Genomic DNA, 17,950 nt, shown 5'->3' with positions numbered 1-17,950 from the left:
GGCGGCGAATTACTTGATGAGGCTGAGGAACTCGCTGCGGGTCGCGGCGTTTTCGCGGAATTCACCGAGCATCACCGAAGTGATCATCGACGAGTTCTGCTTTTCGACACCGCGCATCATCATGCACATGTGCTTGGCCTCGATCACCACTGCAACGCCCAGCGCACCGGTCACCTGCAACACGGCATCGGCGATCTGACGGCTGAGGTTTTCCTGAATCTGCAGGCGACGAGCGTACATGTCGACGATCCGCGCAACCTTCGACAGGCCCAGCACCTTGCCGCTCGGGATGTAGGCCACATGCGCCTTGCCGATGAACGGCAGCAGGTGGTGCTCGCACAACGAATACAGCTCGATGTCCTTGACCAGCACCATTTCGCTGTTGTCGGAGCTGAACAGGGCACCGTTGGTGACCTCTTCGAGCGTCTGTTCATAACCGCGGCAGAGGTACTGCATGGCTTTGGCGGCACGCTTTGGCGTGTCGAGCAGGCCCTCGCGGGAGACGTCCTCGCCCAGTTGGCCGAGAATCGCGGTGTAATTCTGTTCCAGGGACATGAAACTACCTGTGGGGGGATTTTCGCAAGCGGCAAGGGTACGGCGGCGGACACAACCCTGCAAGTTCGGTGTGACGCGATTATTCGTCGCGGCCTTCCATCATGGTGCGTTTGAGCATCACATAAACCGCGCCGGCGCCGCCGTGTTTTGCCTGGCAAGAGCAGAATCCGAGGACCTGCGCATGCTGGCGCAGCCAGGTGTTGACGTGGCTTTTGATCATCGGCCGCTTGCCGTCCAGCCGCACAGCCTTGCCGTGGGTCACGCGTACGCAGCGGATTTCAAACTTGGTCGCTTCGGCGAGAAAGGCCCACAGAGTTTCCCGGGCCTTCTCCACGCTCATGCCATGCAGGTCGAGGCTGCCTTCGAACGGGATCTGGCCGATCTTGAGCTTGCGCATCTGGCTTTCCTGCACCCCGTCGCGTGCCCACATCAATTCGTCTTCCGGGCCGACGTCGATCACGAACTGGTCGGACAGGCCGTCAATGATGGTGGTATCGCTGCGCACGGTGGCGGACTGGCGCAACTTGGCGATCTGCGCGCGGTCAGCCTTGGGTTTGCCGGTGTCGGCGCGGTCGTGCTTGATCGGCTTGACGCCTTGGATGGCACTTTTGAACAGGGAAAAATCGTCGTCTTGCATGTCAGCCTCCGCGAAGGGCGGCCAGTTTACCCAAGTCGAAACAAAACGGCCCGGCAAAAAGCCAGGCCATTGAATCAGTCGTGTTTCTTCATCAGGTGCGGGGACATGTTCAGTTCCCGCGATTGCCGGGCGCGACGGCGGCAACGGCGCCACAGGGCGACACCGAAATACAGAAACAGCAAGCCGACCGCCAGAATGATTGCCGAGCCCATCGGCGTAGCGTTCAGGTCACCGAGCGCCGGCGGGCGCCCGAGCAGGCTGGCCGCCCCGGCCATCGCCAGCAGCACGCCGAACGTCGCCAGAATGGCGGCGATCGCAGCGCCAAATCGAAAACGCCAGTTGCTTTGGCCTTTGGGCCGCAAGCGGCGTGCGTCAAATCCATCGGATAACTTCATTCCGACCTTCCTCAATGGGTATCGGCCCTTCGACCGGGAGTTGACCGGGTTGTTCCTGAGGCTATGGCATTTGCGGCAAATCAGCGGGCTTTATGGATGAGCGGCGCCGCAAGCCGCTCATCCGCGCAGATCAGATCAGGTCTTGCGTCAGGGCGAGGGTGGCGAAGTTGTCCGCCATGATCGCCATTTCGGCTTCCTGCACTTGCTCGGCCTTGAGCACGCCGCCCTTGAACGGCAAGTCGCGGGTAGCGCAGGCGTCTTCGACCAGGGTGCAGCGAAAACCCAGATTCTTCGCTGCGCGCACGGTGGTGCTGACGCTGGAATGGCTCATGAAACCGCAGACGATCAGGTCCAGCGAACCCAGATTCTGCAGGCGGTCGAGCAATTCGGTGCCGTGAAACGCGCTCGGCAGCAGTTTGCCGATGATGGTTTCATCGCCCTGCGGTTCAAGGCCTGGGATGAATTCGCCGCGCTCGCCCTGCGGGTCGAACAGGCCACCGACGGTGCCGAGGTGGCGCACATGCACGATCGGCCGCCCGGCGGCACGGGCTGCGGCAACCAGTTGTTTGATGTTCGCGACGGCCGCGTCCATGCCGCTCAGGGCCAGCGGGCCACTAAGATATTCTTTCTGGGCATCGATGATGACCACGGTGGCATGACTCAGTGTGGCCGCTGCGTAACCGCGACCGCTGAGTTGAAACATCGTTTTTGGAACGGACATTCTGGGGCTCCTTGGGGTGGGGCTTTTGCGACATTGTCCTCTGGCTGAGCGTTTCTGTGAATCGCTACCATCGTAGGCGCCGTCGTTATTGGCCTGCAGCCTTGTCAAGTTACACCTTCTGTTCAATAGCTGATGCAAAAAACAGAAAACTCCTACCGTCGCCGCACGGGTTTTCCTGCGTCGTCGTCACGCGTTTTGGCTGTTAGAATCGCCAGTCGTTTTTTCAGGAGTTCTGCCCGTGATCACTTCCCGACTTCGTACCCTGCGCGACCATATCCGTTGGGCCGTCAGCCGCTTCCATGGGGAGGATCTGTTTTTCGGCCATGGCACCGACAATGCCTGGGACGAAGCCCGGCAACTGGTACTGGGCGCCCTGCATCTGCCGTGGGAGATCGCCGACAGCTACCTTGATTGCGCGCTGGAAGACGATGAGCTGGTCAACCTGCAACGGCTGCTCAAGCGTCGCATCGAAGAGCGCATTCCTACCGCGTACCTGCTGGGCGAGGCGTGGTTCTGCGGCATGTCGTTTATCGTCGACGAGCGCGTGCTGATCCCGCGTTCACCGATTGGCGAGCTGATCGAAAACCGCTTTGCACCGTGGCTCGGCAATGACCCGGCGCGGATCCTCGACTTGTGCACCGGCTCCGGTTGCATCGGTATCGCCTGTGCCTACGAGTTTCAAAATGCTGAAGTAGTGCTGGCCGATCTTTCGTTTGAAGCGCTGGAAGTGGCCAATCAGAATATCGAACGGCATGGTGTCGACGAGCGCGTCTATACCGTGCAGGGCGATGGTTTCGATGGCTTGCCGGGGCAGCGTTTCGACCTGATCGTGTCTAACCCGCCCTACGTGGACGCGGAAGATTTCGCCGACATGCCGGATGAATATCAACACGAACCCGAGCTGGGCCTGGCCTGTGGCGATGATGGCTTGAACCTGGTCCGGCGCATGCTCGCCGAAGCGGCGGATCATCTGACCGAGAAGGGCCTGCTGATTGTTGAAGTGGGCAACAGCCAGGTTCATGTCGAGGCGTTGTACCCGGAAGTGGATTTTGCCTGGCTGGAATTCGCCCGTGGCGGGCATGGCGTGTTCATGCTGACGGCGGAGCAGTGCCGCGCGCATCAGGCTTTGTTCGCGTCCCGCGTCTAAAGACTAAAAGCTTCGCGAGCAGGCTCGCTCCCACAGGGAAATGCATTCCAGGGTGGGAGCGAGCCTGCTCGCGAATGGCCGCGCCTCAGTCTGAAGCCTTTACCGGTGCGTAGCAATCCAGATCAACAGCCCCGCCTGAAACACCGCAAACGCCACCAGACAGGTAATGGTGAAACGCAACCCGGCGTCTTCACGCTTGAACTTGCTGACTTTCTCTTCCTGCTTTTTCAGCTTCACTTCCTGCTCGGCCAGATTCTGCTCGGCCTGCTGGAGCATCTGCGCCGCTTCAAGAATTTCGACGATCTGCAGCTTTTCGCTGTTCCAGTCACCGAGCAGATCGCCGACCTGCGCGGTCTTGATACTGCCCTTGAGATGCTGGGCATCGGCGTACGCCACGTCGAAACCATGTACCCGTAGAAAGTGATCGCGACGCAGACGGGTGTCTTCGTTCAGCGCGTCCTTGTTGTTCAGATCCATGCCGTCGACGGTGTAGCCGGGCCAGCGTTTTTTCGCCCAGTTGATGCCTTGCGCGGCGATGAAACGGCCGATGCCACGGTTCAGCGGTTCGATCTGCAAGCCGCTGTCCGGACCGAAGCGCACGCGCTTGGTGCTGTGATCAGCCCACACGTCGAGGACATTCTGTTCCTTGCGCACGCGCTGGCCGGGCAGTTTGATTGCCATGCGCATCAGGCTGTGTTCTTTGCTGTGACGCTCGGCGTAGCCGAATTCGACGAAGCGCAGCGGCCGCCCGCCGGTGTGGCGATCGGTCTGCAGTGGCGCCAGGCGGAGCATCTTGTGGTGCTCGGCGTGAACATCCGCCCACGGCAGCTCGACCGCTGGCGGTGCGTCTTTTTCAGCGGTGGTGTCGGGTGAAGTCTGGGTATCAGTCATAACGGCGCGATCCTGTCCATGCCCTGCTTGTCACCAGCCGTTGCGCTGGCGACAAAGGCTTATCGGCCGTTTTTTCAAGGACTGGAGGGTAAACAGCGGTTAACGGGTGCGAAGTCCGTCAATAAAACCGAGAATCGCCGAACCAAGCTCGGCAGCCAGCGGCAAATTCGGGTCCTTGTACGAGGCCAACTGCCGTTTCATGTCGTTGTGAACGATGCGCAGCACGTGGTTCATGCCTTCGATCACCACCAGTTGCGCATCCGGTTTGGCGGCCTTGAGCAGCTTCGCGTCTTCGGTGCCGACCTGGATGTCATTGCTGCCCTGAACGATCAGCGCCGGCATCTGCAACTGCGCGAAGGCTTTGGCAGGGTCCTGGCGGAACAGCGAAATCAGGTATGGCTGCACGCTCGGGCGGAAAATCACCTGCAACGGTTGCGGCACATTGTCATCGGTGCGCCCGGCCTTGAGGCTGTCGAGCAGTTCATTGCTGCGCAGCATCAGCGGCGGCGGCAGGCTGCGTGCCAGTTGTTCGCGGATCACCTGATCGACCGGCCGCGCGCTGCCGGACAGGGAAATCACCGCCGCCGCATCGAGTTTTGGCGCGGCGAGGCTGGCGATCAGCGCACCTTCGCTGTGACCAAGGACGATCAGCGGGCCGAAACGCGGGTCGGCCTTGAGCTTCTGCCCCCACGCCACGGCGTCCGCCGCGTAAGACTCCACCGACAGATTGCGCTCGTCCGGCGTCGCAGCGAGGCTCGCGGCCACCCCGCGTTTGTCGTAACGCACGCTGGCGATGTTGTGTTTGGCCAGCACCCAGGCCAAACGCTTGAGGCTGTCGTTGCGCCCGCCGTCGGGGTTGTTGCCATCACGATCGGTAGGACCGGAGCCGGAAATGATCAGGACAACCGGCACCGGGCTGTCAGACTTTGGCAGCAACAGCGAACCGTAAAGTTCGCCGTTGTCTGTAGTCAGAGTGACCGGGCGTTGCAGGACCGTCGCTTGGGCAAAGCCCGTGAACAGGGTAAGACTCAAGATCAAAACTCGCAGCATCATCACGCCATCATTCGCCAAGGTGCCGGTTGGACTCGCCAACACCGCCAAGGTTCGAGGATGAACTACTCGGTTAGCCTGCGTATACTGGCGCGCATCAAGAATTCGGGTTTGATTTCACGGAGCGTCCTGCATGTCCGGCAATACCTACGGCAAGTTGTTCACTGTCACCACCGCTGGCGAAAGCCATGGTCCGGCGTTGGTCGCCATTGTCGACGGCTGCCCGCCGGGCCTGGAGATTTCCCTGGAAGATCTGCAGCGCGACCTCGATCGCCGCAAGCCGGGCACCAGCCGCCACACCACCCAGCGCCAGGAAGCCGACGAAGTCGAAATCCTCTCGGGCGTGTTCGAAGGACGCACCACCGGCTGCTCGATCGGCCTGCTGATCCGCAACACCGACCAGAAGTCCAAAGACTACTCGGCGATCAAGGATCTGTTCCGCCCGGCCCACGCCGACTACACCTACCACCACAAATACGGCGAACGCGATTATCGCGGCGGCGGTCGCAGCTCGGCGCGGGAAACCGCAATGCGCGTGGCGGCCGGGGCGATTGCGAAGAAATACCTGGCCAGCCAGGGCATCGTCATTCGTGGCTACATGAGCCAGCTCGGCCCGATCGAAATCCCGTTCAAGACCTGGGATTCGGTGGAAGAGAATGCCTTTTTCAGCCCTGACCCGGACAAGGTGCCGGAGCTGGAAGCCTACATGGACCAGTTGCGTCGCGATCAGGATTCGGTCGGGGCGAAGATCACTGTGGTCGCCGAAGGTGTCATGCCCGGCCTGGGCGAGCCGATTTTCGACCGTCTCGACGCCGAACTGGCCCACGCGCTGATGAGCATCAACGCAGTGAAAGGCGTGGAAATCGGCGCCGGTTTCGCCTCGGTCGCCCAGCGCGGCACCGAGCACCGCGATGAAATTACTCCCGAAGGTTTTCTCAGCAACAACGCTGGCGGCATTCTCGGTGGTATCTCCTCCGGTCAGCCGATCGTCGCCCATCTGGCGCTGAAACCGACATCGAGCATCACCACTCCGGGCCGTTCGATCGACATTCACGGCAACCCGGTCGATGTGATTACCAAGGGCCGCCATGACCCGTGCGTCGGCATCCGTGCCACGCCGATTGCCGAGGCAATGATGGCCATTGTGCTGATGGACCACCTGCTGCGTCACCGTGGGCAGAACGCCGATGTACGTGTGAGCACGCCGGTGCTGGGCCAGCTCTGATGGCTGCGCTCAAAGCCGTCGCGGCATAACCGGCGTGGCGGCGCTTGCGTACTGGCGGCTGTCCAGTTTCTATCTGTTCTATTTCGCCTTGCTCGGTTCGACGGCGCCGTTTCTGGCGCTGTACTTCGATCATCTCGGCTTCAGCGCGGCACGCATCGGCGAGCTGGTGGCGATCCCGATGTTGATGCGCTGCGTGGCGCCGAACATCTGGGGCTGGCTCGGCGACTACACCGGCAGGCGCCTGGCCATCGTGCGCTTTGGCGCGGTGTGCACGCTGCTGACCTTTTCGCTGATCTTCGTCAGCAAGAGCTACGCGTGGCTGGCGATGGTCATGGCCCTGCATGCGTTTTTCTGGCACGCGGTGCTGCCACAATTTGAAGTCATCACCCTGGCGCACTTGCAGGGTCAGACTGCACGCTACAGCCAGATTCGCCTGTGGGGCTCGATTGGTTTCATCATTACCGTGGTCGCGCTGGGCCGGCTGTTCGAGTGGTTGAGCCTCGATATCTACCCGGCGGCGCTGGTGCTGATCATGGCCGGCATCGTCCTCAGCAGCCTGTGGGTGCCGAACGCGCAGCCGCCACAAGGCAACCGGCCGAGCGGCGAGGGCTTTCTCAAGCAGTTGCGCAATCCTGGCGTGCTGGCGTTTTATGCCTGCGTTGCGCTGATGCAGATGAGTCACGGCCCGTACTACACCTTTCTGACCTTGCACCTGGAACGACTCGGTTACAGCCGCGGCGTGATCGGCATGCTGTGGGCGGTAGGGGTGGTGGCCGAGGTGCTGATGTTCATGGCCATGAGCCGGATTCTCGCGCGGTTTTCCCTGCGTCGGGTGCTGATGGCGAGTTTTCTGTTGGCGGCGCTGCGTTGGGTGCTGCTGGGCACATTTGCCGAATTTCTCTGGGTGCTGCTGTTCGCCCAAGTGCTGCATGCGGCGACCTTCGGCAGCTTTCACGCCGCTGCCATCGCGTTCGTGCAACGTAGCTTCGGCGCACGTCAACAAGGCCAGGGCCAGGCGCTGTATGCGGCGCTGGCCGGCACCGGCGGTGCGCTTGGCGCGCTGTATTCCGGCTACAGCTGGAATGCCCTTGGCGCGACATTGACGTTCAGTATTGCCAGTCTCGCGGCGCTCGCCGCGGCCGTTATCATTGCCACACGTATGCAAGAGGACAGGCCATGAGCCTTACCCGTGAACAACTCGCTCAGCAAATCGTCGACGCCGGGCGCTTCCTCTATGGTCGCGGCTGGTCGCCGGCCACCAGCAGCAACTACTCGACGCGCCTGTCGCCGAGCCAAGCGCTGCTGACCGTGTCGGGCAAGCACAAGGGCCAGTTGGGCCTGGACGATGTGCTCGCCACCGATCTCTCCGGCAACAGTCTGGAACCGGGCAAAAAGCCCTCCGCCGAAACCCTGCTGCACACCCAGCTTTATAGCTGGCGCGCGGAGATCGGCGCGGTGCTGCACACCCATTCGGTGAACGCCACGGTGCTGTCGCGCCTGACGCCGGACGACTTTATTGAGTTCGAAGACTACGAACTGCAAAAAGCCTTCAGCGGCATCTCGACCCACGAATCGCGGGTGCGTGTGCCGATTTTCGACAACGATCAGGACATTGCGCGCCTCGCCGCCAAGGTGCAGCCTTGGCTCGACGCCCATCCCGATTGCGTCGGCTACCTGATTCGCGGCCACGGCCTGTACACCTGGGGCGCGCACATGAGCGACGCACTGCGGCAGATCGAGGCCTTTGAATTTCTGTTTGAATGCGAGTTGAAAACCCGCAGCGTCATGAACCGTCAGGGCTGACTGCACCGCAAGCCGCCCGTTTGCCTGATAAAACGCACTGCCCGACCGGTCTGCAAGAGCCGGACGGCAAGGCCGATACCGAGGAATTGCCCATGAGCAGCCTGTCCGTTTACCACGTTTCCAGCCCTGAGATTCCCAACAAGGTGCTGACCCATTTCGAAGACATCGCCTCGACGCTGGCCGAGCAGGGCGTGCGCTTCGACCGCTGGCAAGCCGCGGCGAAGATTCAGCCCGGTGCCACCCAGGAAGAAGTGATTAGCGCGTATAAAGAGCAGATCGACAAGTTGATGACCGAGCGCGGTTACATCACCGTCGATGTGATCAGCCTGAACAGCGATCACCCGCAAAAAGCCGAATTGCGCGCGAAGTTCCTCGAAGAGCATCGGCACGGCGAAGACGAAGTCAGATTTTTCGTCGCCGGCCGTGGCTTGTTCACCCTGCACATCGACGATTACGTCTACGCCGTGCTTTGCGAGAAGAACGATTTGATCTCGGTTCCGGCGGGCACCAGGCACTGGTTCGACATGGGTGAGCATCCGCACTTTGTCGCGATCCGTCTGTTCAACAACCCGGAAGGCTGGGTTGCCAATTTCACCGGCGAAGATATCGCCGGCCGCTTCCCGCGTCTGGAGGACTGAGCCCGTGTCGATCAAAGCCATCCTCACCGATATCGAAGGCACCACCAGCGCGGTCAGTTTCGTGTTCGATGTGCTGTTCCCCTACGCGGCCAAACATCTGCCGGATTTCGTGCGCAAGAACGCCGAGCGTGCCGATGTCGCTGAACAGCTTGATGCAGTACGCCGTGACAGCAACGAGCCGAACGCGGACGTTGAACGAGTTGTTGAAATCCTCCTCGGCTGGATCGCCGAAGACCGCAAAGCCACGCCGCTCAAGGCCTTGCAGGGCATGGTCTGGGCCGAGGGGTATCACGCCGGGCAATTGAAGGGGCATGTTTACCCGGATGCCGTGGAAGCGCTGCAACGTTGGCATCAGGCCGGTTATCAGCTGTTTGTTTACTCGTCCGGCTCGATTCAGGCGCAAAAGCTGATTTTCGGCTGCTCGGAGGCGGGAGATCTGACGTCGCTGTTCAGCGGTTACTTCGACACCACGTCGGGCGGCAAGCGCGAGGCGCAGTCCTACACCAACATCCAGCAAGCGCTGGGCGTGGCGCCGGAGGAGATTCTGTTTCTTTCGGACATTGTCGAAGAACTGGACGCTGCGCAAGCCGCCGGCCTGCAGACCTGCGGCCTGGCGCGTGAAGGCGGGGAGCTGGGAAGCCACATCACCGTCGGCAGCTTCACCGGCATCGAACCGGAAGCCTTCTGACCTAGCAGTGAAAGGAAAATGTGAGAGCGAGCTTGCTCGAAAGCGGTGTGTCATTGAAACAATGTGTACCTGACACACCGTACTCGTGAACAGGCTCGCTCCCACAGTGGATTTCTTCCCCGGAAAAAACAAACAGGCCGTGAAGCGCATGCTCCACGGCCTGTTTTTGTTTAAAGCGAGTTACAGCGAGTGATACGTCGGCAGGGCAAAACGCTGCTGGCTCTGCAGCATTGCAATTTGCGGCAGCTCACTGGCTTGTTCGGCCAGGTCACGACGAATCGCGCTGATCGCCCACGACAGTTGGTCGCCAGCGTGCAGTTGCTGATACGAGAGTGCGCGTTTGAAGACTTTGCCGTCGCTGCTACGCAGAGTGAGCAGGATGCCACCGTCAGGACGTGGGGCAGTGCTGACTTCGTAGTTGGAGAACAGCGATGTAAATTTTTCTTGAATCAGGCTCATGTCATCAGCTCCGTATGTACTTGAATGGCAAGCATGCATAGGAGGTTGCAGCGATTGTGCCAGCATTTATCTTTTTATAAGTTCTTTAAAAACAAGGAGTTACGACGATACAAATTTTGGCTTGTCGTGCAAACTGCATGAATGGCCATCGTGCATCCTGCATTTTGCGGGATTATTCCTGGCACCATGGAACCAAATGCCACAGTGAAGATCCTCGCGTTGGCCGCGTGACCGGCGGATACAAAACATTGCAAAAACCGCGTGTACAGCCCGCGAAGCGCTGACGTATTTTCAAGCTCGACCCGCGTTCGAAGGCGCCGGTTGCTTCAAGCCATGCCCGACAATAAAAACATTGGCCAGCCAAGGTCGAACGGGGAGCTTTCATGCGTCACGCGCCAAGCGACACGATTACCTGGGGCATGATGCTCCGCAAGCTGCCGATGATTGCCAAAGCCATCCCGCGGGTGGTCAAGGGCATGAAAGCCGCCAACGTCACGGACCCGACGCAGAGCTGTGGCCTTGGCTGGACGTTCGAACAAGCAACGCTGCGCAACCCCGACGGCCCGGCATTGATGCAGGGCGATGTGCGGCTGACTTACGCGCAGGTCAATCAATGGGCCAATCGCATCGGTCACTACCTGGGCGGGCAGGGCATCGGTAAGGGCGACGTGGTCGCGGTGTTCATTGAGAACCGCCCGGAATTGCTCGTGACCATTCTGGCGCTGGCCAAGGTCGGCGCGGTCAGTGCCTTGCTCAATACCGCACAGACCCGCGATACGCTGATTCACAGTATCAACCTGGTCGCTCCGGTGGCGATCGTGGTCGGCGAAGAGTTGCTGCCTGCCTTTGCCGCCGTCCGCGAGCAAGTGTCGATTGGCGCGCAACGCACCTGGTTCGTGGCGGATCAGGACACCTACAGCCATCCCGGCATCGCGCCCGAAGGCTACATCAACCTGATCAGCGCCAGCGCCGATGCCAGCAGCGACAACCCGCCGAGCAGTCAGCAGATCTTCTGCAACGATCCGTGTTTCTACATCTACACCTCCGGCACCACCGGCCTGCCCAAGGCCGGGGTGTTCAAGCATGGGCGCTGGATGCGCAGCTCCGCGAGTTTCGGCATGATCGCCCTCGACATGAGCCCTGAGGACGTCGTCTATTGCACCTTGCCGCTGTACCACGCCACCGGTCTGTGCGTGTGTTGGGGCTCGGCGGTCAACGGCGCGGCGGGTTTTGCGATCCGGCGAAAATTCAGCGCCAGTCAGTTCTGGAGCGACGTGCGCCGCTACCGCGCAACCACGATCGGCTACGTCGGCGAGTTGTGTCGCTATCTGGTCGATCAACCGTTGAGTGCCGACGACAGTCGCCACGACGTGCGCAAGATGATCGGCAATGGCTTGCGCCCCGGGGCCTGGGCCGAGTTCAAGGGTCGTTTTGCCGTCGAACACATCTGCGAGCTGTACGCGGCGAGCGACGGCAATATCGGTTTCACCAACGTGCTCAACTTCGACAACACCATCGGTTTCTCGCTGATGGCCTGGGAGCTGGTGGCTTACGATCACGACAGTGGCGAGCCGCTGCGCAGCGCCGATGGTTTCATGCGCAAGGTCGACAAGGGCGAGGAGGGCCTGCTGCTGGCGCGGATCGACGAAAAAGCCCCGCTCGACGGTTACACCGACCCGCAGAAAACCGCCCGGGTCGTGCTGCACGACGTTTTCACCCAGGGTGACCGTTATTTCAACACCGGTGATCTGCTGCGCAATATCGGTTTCGGTCATGCGCAGTTTGTCGATCGCCTCGGCGACACCTATCGCTGGAAGGGCGAGAACGTCTCCACCACCGAAGTCGAAAACCTCCTGCTGCAACACCCGCACATCTCCGAGGCGGTGGCCTATGGCGTGGAAATTCCCAACACCAACGGCCGCGCCGGGATGGCGGCCATCACCCCGGCGGAATCCCTGGCGACGCTGGATTTCGCTGAGCTGCTGACCTTCGCCCGCGAGCGCCTGCCGTCCTATGCGGTGCCGTTGTTCTTGCGGGTCAAGGTGAAAATGGAAACCACCGGCACCTTCAAATACCAGAAAACCCGTTTGAAAAATGAAGCTTTCGACCCCGGCCAGACCGGGGGCGACCCGATTTACGCGTGGCTGCCCGGCACGCAGACGTATAGCCGAGTGACCGAGCAGGTGCTGGCGGAAATCCTCAACGGCAAACACCGTTATTGATTTCAACTATGGCGGCGCTGTGGAAAAAGAGGGTGACAGTTTTCGTCGGCCTCGGGAAACTGTCGGTTTTCCGATTGACCGAAGTGGAGTTGCCCCATGTCCGACCAAAGCCGCCAGATGACCCCGGAAGAAGCCGCCGAATTCACCGAGCAGGTCTTCAACAAGGCGCGTGACGGTGATGCCGAAATGCTTGATCGTTTGGTGACGGCCGGTTTGCCGGTGAACCTGAAAAACAGCAAGGGCGACACCTTGCTGATGCTCGCCAGCTACTACGGCCATGTCGATGCCGTGAACGTGCTGCTCAAGCACAAGGCCGATCCGGAAATGCGCAATGGCAATGGCCAGAGCCCGATTGCCGGCGCCGCGTTCAAAGGTGATCTGGCGGTGGTCAAAGCGCTGGTCGAAGCAGGCGCCGAGATCGAAGGTTCGTCCTTTGATGGCCGTACCGCATTGATGATGGCGGCGATGTTCAATCGTGTTGCAATCGTCGATTACCTGATCAGCAAGGGCGCCGATCCCAAGGCCAAGGATGCCAATGGCGTCACCGCGCTCGACGCAGCGCGCACCATGGGCGCTGTCGACACCACCGCACAACTCGAGAAGCTGTTGGGCTGAAATCCGCCCCGCCGGACTGTGGTGAAGCAGAGAATGCGTTATCCTTCGCGCCCTTGAAATCTCCCTTCGCCACAGGATCCGCCCTCATGAAAGCCGCACTCGTCGAACTCATCAGCAAAATCAGCTCCGGCTGCATGGGCGAGGACGAGATCCTGAAAGTGGCTGACGAAGCGGCGCAAGCTTACGCCGATGCCGACGCCTTTCTGACCGCCAACCCGGACATCAACTACGACGACACCTTCCCGATTCCTTTGGGCGAGTGGGTGGTGGTCGGCAGCCTGCCCGAAACCGTGTTGTTCCAGGCTGACAGCTACGTTGACCTGTTCGCGCAAATCGTCGCCTCATTCGGGCCCGGTGTGGATTTCAATCTCAAGCCCAAGCAACTGGCCAAGACCGAAGCCTTGACCGCGCTGAACCGCATTCAGGTGCAGATGAGCAGCCTGAACAAGGAGAACGGTGGTTACACGCTGATGAACTTCAGCCAGTTGCTCGACGACGAACTGCAAATGGTGCTGGTCTACGGCAACCACGTGCCGCGCGTACTTGAGCTGTGCGCCGAAGTCGGCATCAGCGCTGTACCGGCACTCGAAGCGTTGAAGGTCGCCGTTCACGTCTGATTCGCAATAAAACGGAACCCTGCGCCGGGCCGTCTATCCTAGAAGTGCATGCCACTATTCTGGAGCGACATTATGGGTTCCACGTTCAACGGTCTGATCGGCCTGATCATCCTTGCCCTCGACATCTGGGCCATCATCAATGTGCTGAAAAGCGGCGCGTCCACCGGAATGAAAATCGTCTGGGTGCTGCTGATCATCCTCCTGCCGGTGCTGGGCCTGATCATCTGGGCGATTGCCGGACCGCGGGGCAATGTGCGGGTCTGAGCTGACTTTCGATCACACAGTCATCCCTGTGGGAGCGAGCCTGCTCGCGAAGACGTTGTGTCAGTCGCCATCCCCGGCAACTGATGCTCCGCTTTCGCGAGCAGGCTCGCTCCCACAGTGGTTTGCGCTGGTAAAAAACAAGCTGAGGTTCGACCTGTCATCTTCGGCAACGTAGAATGCGCGCCTTTCCCGGGCAATCGTCCCCCACGATTGCGCCCGCGCATTTCATCGGAGCACTTGACCATGACCGTCACCAAAACCAGCGAGTACCTGGAAACCCTCTACGAAGGCTACGGCCAGCGTTTTCGCATGGAAAAACTGCTGCACGAAGTGCGCACCGAACACCAGCATCTGGTGATTTTCCAGAACCCGCGCATGGGCCGGGTAATGGCACTGGACGGCGTGATCCAGACCACCGAAGCCGACGAATTCATCTACCACGAAATGCTTACCCACGTGCCAATCCTCGCCCACGGCAGCGCCAAGCGCGTGCTGATCATCGGTGGCGGTGACGGCGGCATGCTGCGCGAAGTGACCAAGCACGCTGGCGTTGAACACATCACCATGGTCGAAATCGACGGCACCGTGGTCGACATGTGCAAAGAGTTTCTGCCGAACCACTCGGCCGGTGCCTATGACGATCCACGCCTGAACCTGGTGATCGACGACGGCATGCGTTTCGTCGCCACTACCACGGAAAAATTCGACGTAATCATCTCCGACTCCACCGACCCGATCGGCCCGGGCGAAGTGCTGTTTTCGGAGAACTTCTACCAGGCCTGCCACCGCTGCCTCAACGAGGGCGGCATTCTGGTCACGCAGAACGGCACACCGTTCATGCAGATCGACGAAGTGAAAACCACTGCCGGTCGCCTCAACAGCCTGTTCCCGGACTGGCATTTCTATCAGGCGGCGGTGCCGACCTACATCGGCGGCTCGATGACCTTCGCATGGGGCTCGACCAACCCGGCCTACCGCAAACTCAGCCGTGAAACTCTGCAGCAGCGCTTCATCGGCAGCGGCATCGTTACCCGCTACTACAACCCGGAAATCCACATCGGCGCCTTCGCCTTGCCACAATACGTGCTGCAGGCGATCAACAAGCCGGGCAATAACTAACTCGACACCGCGTCAGTCCCCCTGTGGGAGCGAGCCTGCTCGCGAAAGCTGTGGATCAGTCAGACATATTTATCTGACACACCGCCTTCGCGAGCAGGCTCGCTCCCACATTGCGTTTTGCGCTGTGTAATCCTTTTGAACCAACTATCGCGGCAAAACGTCCAGATAGAGGTAAGCCCATCTACGGGTTGATCGAGGAGGCACTGATGCAAAAGTGGAAAGTCACTTTCGTGGATGATCATGGTGAAATCGTTGATGAAATCTTCGAACGTGAGGAATGCCCGACCGACGATGAAGCCGCCCGGCTGATCAAGGAAAGGCTCCTTCCGGTGGCGGCCCAACTGGATCTGAACGATCTGGAAGGACGCACCGCCGATGCTGGCGTTAAAAACCTCAAGATCCAGAACGGCATCGAGATCCGCAGCATCACGCCAATCTGAATACTTCCTGTCATCTCGTAAACCAGGCCTTGGCAGCGCCGCTCTCTTGCGGCTACTCTGCAGGGGAGATCAGCGAATGGATCGCTAAGGTCTGGTCTTGTCAGCTACATGCTTGTTCCCGCGCACAACCGCAGCGTTGTCGAAGTACTTAGGCCACAGGCCCGGGGCGGGAATACGGAAAGTCTATCCATCTATGCGAGGGGGACGATTCATGAGCACAGCCTATCAAGAAGACATCAGCAGCAATGTTCTGCGCCGCATGAAAGAAGGCGGTTTCGACTTTTCCCGGTTTCATCCCATCGAGTTCTACGCCATTTTCCCGGACGAGGAGCGGGCGCGCAGGGCGGCAGGCAAGTTTCGCGGTGAATCCATCAATGCTCAGGTCAGCGCGCGCGATGATGGCGCCTGGTCGCTGGAGCTCAGCAAGGTCATGTACGCGACCTATGACGATATCGGTGATTTCGAGCAGGGCTTTTCCGCCGTGGTCGAACCGCTGGGCGGCATCATCGAAGGCTGGGGCGTCAAGCAGGAGGTGCGCAACCGCCACCGTTTGAACTGATCGCTTGCACGGCTTGTAGCGCAACGGCTGACCTTCGGGTCGGCCGTTGTCGTTTGTGCGCCGCGCAAACGCTGTGGCAAAACCCTGAAACAAGAATCCGAGGCAAAAAAAAGCCACCGGAGAGGGTGGCTAAAAGGGAAGAGCGATACGCGCTGAAACCCTTGCGGGCTATAGCGGGCGGGCTGCCGGAGCAGTCCAGGTCAGTTGGGCTGGCAGTTTCGCGAGGCGGTGGCCGGCGAAGTTTTGCAGCGAATGCGCGGATTATCCGTACGCCGCAGCGGGCAGTGAAATCAGTTCTGACTATGCTGGTGATAGTCGTTGCAATGCGTCGCAATGAAGCGGGGGCAATCCTGTTGGAGCATTTGTCGCACAGGAATGGTGCGGCGTCTGCGATGTGAATATCCAACCGATTGAAATCAAAGCGTTTATGCCGATGGCACGGGCCTTGCGAAGGCTTGTATGTCCGGGTGACAAGGAGTACGGCATGATCCGCACCTATTTTGATGAGATGTACGATGCCGGCGGCCAGGTTCGCCCGCATTATCGTGAGTTCGCCCGATGGCTGGCCGATACGCCGGACGAACTGCTGGCGCAACGGCGGCGCGAAGCCGATCTGCTGTTCCACCGCGCCGGGATTACCTTCACGCTCTATGGAGACGAGCAGGGCACCGAGCGCCTGATTCCTTTCGACACTATCCCGCGCAGCATTCCTGCCAGTGAATGGCGGATCGTCGAGCGCGGCTGCATCCAGCGGGTCAAGGCGCTGAACATGTTTCTCGCCGACCTGTATCACGAGCAGCGCATCATCAAGGCCGGGATCATTCCCGCCGAACAGGTGCTGGCCAACGAGCAATACCAGTTGGCGATGCAAGGCCTGGATCTGCACCGCGATATCTATTCGCATATTTCCGGCGTCGATCTGGTGCGCGACGGCGACGGTACCTATTACGTGCTCGAAGACAATCTGCGTACGCCGAGCGGCGTGAGCTACATGCTCGAAGACCGCAAGATGATGATGCGCCTGTTTCCCGAACTGTTTTCCGCCCAGCGTATTGCGCCGATCGACCACTACCCGAACCTGTTGCTCGACACCCTGAAAAGCTCAAGCCCGATCGATGACCCGAGTGTGGTGGTGTTGACGCCTGGGCGCTTCAACAGTGCGTTTTTCGAGCATGCGTTCCTGGCGCGGGAAATGGGCGTGGAACTGGTCGAGGGCGCGGACCTGTTCGTGCGTGATGACAAGGTGTTCATGCGCACCACCGACGGCCCGAAAGCGGTCGATGTGATCTATCGTCGCCTCGATGACGCCTTTCTCGACCCACTGGCGTTCAATCCGGATTCGATGCTCGGTGTGCCAGGGCTGCTGTCGTCTTACCGCTCCGGCAATGTCGTGCTCGCCAATGCCATCGGCACCGGCGTAGCGGATGACAAATCGGTGTATCCGTTTGTCACCGACATGATCCGCTTCTACCTCGACGAAGAGCCGATCCTGAAAAACGTGCCGACCTGGCAATGCCGCAACCCGTCTGAACTGTCCCACGTGCTGGCCAATCTTCCAGATCTGGTGGTCAAGGAAACCCAGGGCTCCGGTGGTTACGGAATGCTGGTGGGGCCGGCCGCGACGACGGCCGAAATCGACGCGTTTCGCGAGCGCATCAAAGCCAAACCGCATGCGTACATCGCCCAACCAACGCTGTCGCTCTCGACCTGTCCGACCTTTGTCGAAAATGGCATTGCGCCGCGCCATATCGATTTGCGCCCGTTTGTCCTGTCCGGACGCGAAACCCGGGTGGTGCCCGGCGGTTTGACCCGTGTCGCGCTGCGCGAGGGCTCCCTGGTGGTGAATTCCTCTCAGGGTGGCGGAACCAAGGACACCTGGGTGGTCGAGGATTGAAGGAAGCTTGC

At 60.2% G+C, this 17,950-nt stretch carries 21 protein-coding genes; 14 read left to right on the top strand and 7 right to left on the bottom strand.

From position 1 onward, the window contains the following. Positions 1-9: 9 nt before the first annotated feature. The 4 genes from folE to ACGSLL_RS20775 form a co-directional block, all read right to left on the bottom strand. Positions 10-555, bottom strand: a complete 546-nt coding sequence (gene folE, locus ACGSLL_RS20790) for a GTP cyclohydrolase I FolE (RefSeq protein WP_003236739.1) — start codon at positions 553-555, stop codon at positions 10-12. Positions 556-634: 79 nt separating this feature from the next. Continuing rightward, positions 635-1,192: a Smr/MutS family protein gene (locus ACGSLL_RS20785; protein WP_394507764.1), complete on the bottom strand. Its 558-nt coding sequence runs from the start codon at positions 1,190-1,192 to the stop codon at positions 635-637. A 74-nt stretch (positions 1,193-1,266) separates the two neighbouring features. Next, entirely contained in the window at positions 1,267-1,587 is a 321-nt protein-coding gene (locus ACGSLL_RS20780; protein ID WP_007914024.1) for a hypothetical protein, read from the bottom strand. Between the two features lie 130 nt (positions 1,588-1,717). After that, complete coding sequence (locus ACGSLL_RS20775; protein WP_090282502.1) at positions 1,718-2,308, bottom strand: cysteine hydrolase family protein; 591 nt, start codon at positions 2,306-2,308, stop codon at positions 1,718-1,720. 238 nt (positions 2,309-2,546) lie between these two features. Between ACGSLL_RS20775 and prmB the strand changes: the two genes are divergently transcribed. Next, complete coding sequence (prmB, locus tag ACGSLL_RS20770; protein ID WP_394507763.1) at positions 2,547-3,455, top strand: 50S ribosomal protein L3 N(5)-glutamine methyltransferase; 909 nt, start codon at positions 2,547-2,549, stop codon at positions 3,453-3,455. A gap of 99 nt (positions 3,456-3,554) precedes the next feature. Here the strand turns inward: prmB and ACGSLL_RS20765 are convergent, their stop codons facing one another. Together ACGSLL_RS20765 and ACGSLL_RS20760 are read right to left on the bottom strand one after the other, a co-directional pair. Continuing rightward, positions 3,555-4,346 carry a hypothetical protein gene (locus ACGSLL_RS20765; RefSeq protein ID WP_394507762.1) on the bottom strand — a complete coding sequence of 264 codons (792 nt, stop codon included), beginning with the start codon at positions 4,344-4,346 and terminating at the stop codon, positions 3,555-3,557. Between the two features lie 99 nt (positions 4,347-4,445). Further along, the gene (locus ACGSLL_RS20760; RefSeq protein WP_394507761.1) at positions 4,446-5,399 is read right to left on the bottom strand and encodes an alpha/beta hydrolase; all 954 of its coding nucleotides are present in this window, start codon (positions 5,397-5,399) and stop codon (positions 4,446-4,448) included. A gap of 130 nt (positions 5,400-5,529) precedes the next feature. Between ACGSLL_RS20760 and aroC the strand changes: the two genes are divergently transcribed. The 5 genes from aroC (at position 5,530) to mtnC (ending at position 9,750) form a co-directional block, all read left to right on the top strand. Next, positions 5,530-6,621, top strand: a complete 1,092-nt coding sequence (gene aroC / locus ACGSLL_RS20755) for a chorismate synthase (protein WP_394507760.1) — start codon at positions 5,530-5,532, stop codon at positions 6,619-6,621. A gap of 34 nt (positions 6,622-6,655) precedes the next feature. Beyond that, positions 6,656-7,801 carry an MFS transporter gene (locus ACGSLL_RS20750; protein WP_394507759.1) on the top strand — a complete coding sequence of 382 codons (1,146 nt, stop codon included), beginning with the start codon at positions 6,656-6,658 and terminating at the stop codon, positions 7,799-7,801. Beyond that, positions 7,798-8,424 carry a methylthioribulose 1-phosphate dehydratase gene (locus ACGSLL_RS20745; RefSeq protein WP_394507758.1) on the top strand — a complete coding sequence of 209 codons (627 nt, stop codon included), beginning with the start codon at positions 7,798-7,800 and terminating at the stop codon, positions 8,422-8,424. Before ACGSLL_RS20750 ends, ACGSLL_RS20745 begins: the two co-directional genes overlap by 4 nt. 92 nt (positions 8,425-8,516) lie before the next feature. Continuing rightward, a complete protein-coding gene (locus ACGSLL_RS20740) occupies positions 8,517-9,062 on the top strand; it encodes a 1,2-dihydroxy-3-keto-5-methylthiopentene dioxygenase (RefSeq protein ID WP_093106868.1) in 546 nt (181 codons plus the stop codon). Between the two features lie 4 nt (positions 9,063-9,066). Continuing rightward, positions 9,067-9,750 carry an acireductone synthase gene (gene mtnC, locus ACGSLL_RS20735; protein ID WP_394507757.1) on the top strand — a complete coding sequence of 228 codons (684 nt, stop codon included), beginning with the start codon at positions 9,067-9,069 and terminating at the stop codon, positions 9,748-9,750. A gap of 180 nt (positions 9,751-9,930) precedes the next feature. Here the strand turns inward: mtnC and ACGSLL_RS20730 are convergent, their stop codons facing one another. Then, positions 9,931-10,209, bottom strand: coding sequence for a DUF3509 domain-containing protein (locus ACGSLL_RS20730; RefSeq protein WP_016773780.1), 279 nt, complete (start codon positions 10,207-10,209; stop codon positions 9,931-9,933). 383 nt (positions 10,210-10,592) lie between these two features. On the opposite strand from ACGSLL_RS20730, the gene ACGSLL_RS20725 reads away from it, so the two are divergent. From ACGSLL_RS20725 to ACGSLL_RS20690, 8 genes are all read left to right on the top strand, one after another. Next, on the top strand, positions 10,593-12,431 hold the full coding sequence (locus ACGSLL_RS20725; protein WP_394507756.1) for a long-chain-acyl-CoA synthetase: 1,839 nt from the start codon (positions 10,593-10,595) through the stop codon (positions 12,429-12,431). A gap of 96 nt (positions 12,432-12,527) precedes the next feature. Beyond that, positions 12,528-13,046, top strand: coding sequence for an ankyrin repeat domain-containing protein (locus tag ACGSLL_RS20720; protein ID WP_394507755.1), 519 nt, complete (start codon positions 12,528-12,530; stop codon positions 13,044-13,046). 86 nt (positions 13,047-13,132) lie between these two features. After that, on the top strand, positions 13,133-13,663 hold the full coding sequence (locus ACGSLL_RS20715; protein ID WP_394507754.1) for a hypothetical protein: 531 nt from the start codon (positions 13,133-13,135) through the stop codon (positions 13,661-13,663). Between the two features lie 72 nt (positions 13,664-13,735). Continuing rightward, positions 13,736-13,927, top strand: a complete 192-nt coding sequence (locus ACGSLL_RS20710; RefSeq protein WP_090282512.1) for a PLDc N-terminal domain-containing protein — start codon at positions 13,736-13,738, stop codon at positions 13,925-13,927. Positions 13,928-14,170: 243 nt separating this feature from the next. Beyond that, the gene (gene speE / locus ACGSLL_RS20705; protein WP_090282513.1) at positions 14,171-15,046 is read left to right on the top strand and encodes a polyamine aminopropyltransferase; all 876 of its coding nucleotides are present in this window, start codon (positions 14,171-14,173) and stop codon (positions 15,044-15,046) included. A 206-nt stretch (positions 15,047-15,252) separates the two neighbouring features. Then, positions 15,253-15,486: a hypothetical protein gene (locus ACGSLL_RS20700; protein ID WP_394507753.1), complete on the top strand. Its 234-nt coding sequence runs from the start codon at positions 15,253-15,255 to the stop codon at positions 15,484-15,486. Between the two features lie 211 nt (positions 15,487-15,697). Continuing rightward, positions 15,698-16,045: a ribonuclease E inhibitor RraB gene (locus tag ACGSLL_RS20695; RefSeq protein WP_007960698.1), complete on the top strand. Its 348-nt coding sequence runs from the start codon at positions 15,698-15,700 to the stop codon at positions 16,043-16,045. Positions 16,046-16,529: 484 nt separating this feature from the next. Beyond that, positions 16,530-17,939: a circularly permuted type 2 ATP-grasp protein gene (locus tag ACGSLL_RS20690; protein ID WP_090282516.1), complete on the top strand. Its 1,410-nt coding sequence runs from the start codon at positions 16,530-16,532 to the stop codon at positions 17,937-17,939. Positions 17,940-17,950 lie beyond the last annotated feature (11 nt).

Source organism: Pseudomonas retamae, assembly GCF_043496865.1.
In the GTDB taxonomy this organism is placed as follows: domain Bacteria; phylum Pseudomonadota; class Gammaproteobacteria; order Pseudomonadales; family Pseudomonadaceae; genus Aquipseudomonas; species Aquipseudomonas retamae.
Note: the sequence above shows the minus strand (reverse complement) of the source record. Positions and strands in the feature narration are given on the sequence as shown.